Here is a 2,036-nt window from a genome sequence, read left to right on the forward strand (position 1 = left end):
GCCTCCTCGAGCTAACGCTCTGCGGGGTCTCATCTACCACGCACTTCCCACAGGAGTCTCACCGTTTCCCTCCGCCCCTTTGCCATATGAGGTTCTCGAAATCCCTCTTATATTACCTTGCCTAAAACTGTTATAAATCCTTCTTAAACCGCATTGATATAGGATTCTCAACCTTAAAAGCTCCTATTGCTGGAAGGTAGTTTCGAGAATTTCTTCCAGCAAGAGGGCGGAGGGGAGTGGCGAGACTCCTGCGGGAAAAAAGTGCAGGGTGAGACCCCACAGGACGCAGTCCGAGGAGGCTCACCGCGCTCCCGCGGAAAGCGAGTCATCCCCCCGTAGCCCCAACCACTGCACAAACATCTCGAAACTGAGTCTTCAACAATCAGGAGCTTATATGAAATAAATATGAAGGCAAAGTAAAATTTCCATATCCAACGTTTGGCCGTTGCTTTTGATAAGGATGTCGTGTAGAATCATTTCGGGTAACGAAATAAAGAAGGAGAGATCAAACATGGAGGAAGAACAACAGGTACGTAACCCAAAGGGATTATTGATCTCTCTTTGTGCGGTTATGATGATGTCAGTGATGAATGGAACGATGTTCAACATCGCTGTTCCTGATATAGCGAAAACCTATCAATTGATGCCGTCGGAAGTCAGCTGGGTCATGACAGGATATATCATGGTCTATGCCGTCGGTGCTCTCACCTACGGGAAACTGGCTGACTACTATCCTTATCGAACGTTGATTACGTTTGGACTCAGCATTTTTTGTGCCGGATCTTTATTTGGATTTTTCGCGCAAAATTATGGAATGGTGCTGATGGCGAGGGTCATACAGGCTGTCGGTGGGGCCATGATCCCAGCGCTTGTGTTTCTGGCTCCGATCCGTTACTTTCCGAATGAACGAGGGAAAGTACTCGGCATCGTTTCTTCTGTGATGGCTTTTGCCTCAGGTGTCGGTCCGATTGCCGGCGGGTTCATTGCAGGTTTTCTTGATTGGCGGTATTTATTTTTAACGTCCGCGTTGATAATCATTACGCTGCCATTCTTACGTAAAAATCTACCACAGGAAGAGTCGAAAAAAGGGTACATCGATTACCTTGGGGCCGCTTTGATTGCCGGGGTGATTTCTACACTTATGCTTGGGATTACACTGGGGATCACATGGCTGTTCGTGTTTACGGTACTGTTCTTTGCCTTGAATTTATGGCGGATGAAGTCCATTGACGAGCCATTCATTCCAGCTCATCTATTCAAAAGCAATCAGTACAGAGCCACCATCATTACAAGTTTTCTCGGTGTTGTTTGTTTGTTCGGCATGATGTTCATGCTTCCAATCATGTTCCGTGATGCGTATGGGCTTGGTACGATGATGATCGGTCTCGTCCTTTTTCCCGGCGCGTTGAGTGCAGCCTTGATGGGTCAAAAAGGGGGAAACCTCGTCGATTCAAAAGGGAACACGTTTGTTCTCTATTTGGCTCTTGGTTTATTAGGAACCGGGTTTGTCGTGTTGTCTACCCTTGTCGGAGCTCATCCGTATATCGTGAGTGGAGCGATCATTATTGCTTACATGAGTTTCCCGCTCGTGCAGGCGTCATCTGCGGACATTCTTGCGAACATTTTGCACAAAAACGAAACCGGGGTCGGAATGGGAGTCTTCAACCTGCTTAACTTTGTATCTGGTGCTCTGAGTGGGGCCTTGATCGGAAGAGCGCTTGACGTATTCGATCCAAACCAGCCTTTCAACTGGTTCGGGTTTGAAGGTACGACAGCCGTTTACAGCAACATTTTCCTTGCGTTCGCCCTTATCATCGTCTTAGGATTTTTGCAGTTCCGGCTGAATTTTTATAAAAAAGAACAGACATATGCCCAAAAAAAACCCGCTTCCTTGTAATGGAGTGACACAGTTAAATAAGACTCAATAAAACACCTAGGCTGCCATTACTCTGAATTCAATTGGAGTATGGCAGTTTAGTTTTTTAAAAGGTCGACAATAATTGTAGTAATACATGTACGTTTCTACTTTTTCACGT

2 protein-coding genes are annotated in these 2,036 nt (G+C 46.2%); one reads left to right on the forward strand and one right to left on the reverse strand.

Translation table 11 applies throughout. The annotated features are described in order from the left end of the window. The first annotated feature begins 511 nt into the window (after nt 1-511). Nucleotides 512-1,897, forward strand: a complete 1,386-nt coding sequence (locus tag VKA52_RS00005; RefSeq protein ID WP_326313770.1) for an MFS transporter — start codon at nt 512-514, stop codon at nt 1,895-1,897. 36 nt (nt 1,898-1,933) lie between these two features. Here the strand turns inward: VKA52_RS00005 and VKA52_RS00010 are convergent. Next, nucleotides 1,934-2,036 (reverse strand): IS3 family transposase (locus VKA52_RS00010; RefSeq protein ID WP_326313771.1); only part of this gene is annotated, 103 nt, incomplete at its 5' end.

Origin of the sequence: Halobacillus sp. HZG1, from assembly GCF_035818575.1 — a bacterium.
Classification (GTDB): domain Bacteria; phylum Bacillota; class Bacilli; order Bacillales; family Halobacillaceae; genus Halobacillus; species Halobacillus litoralis.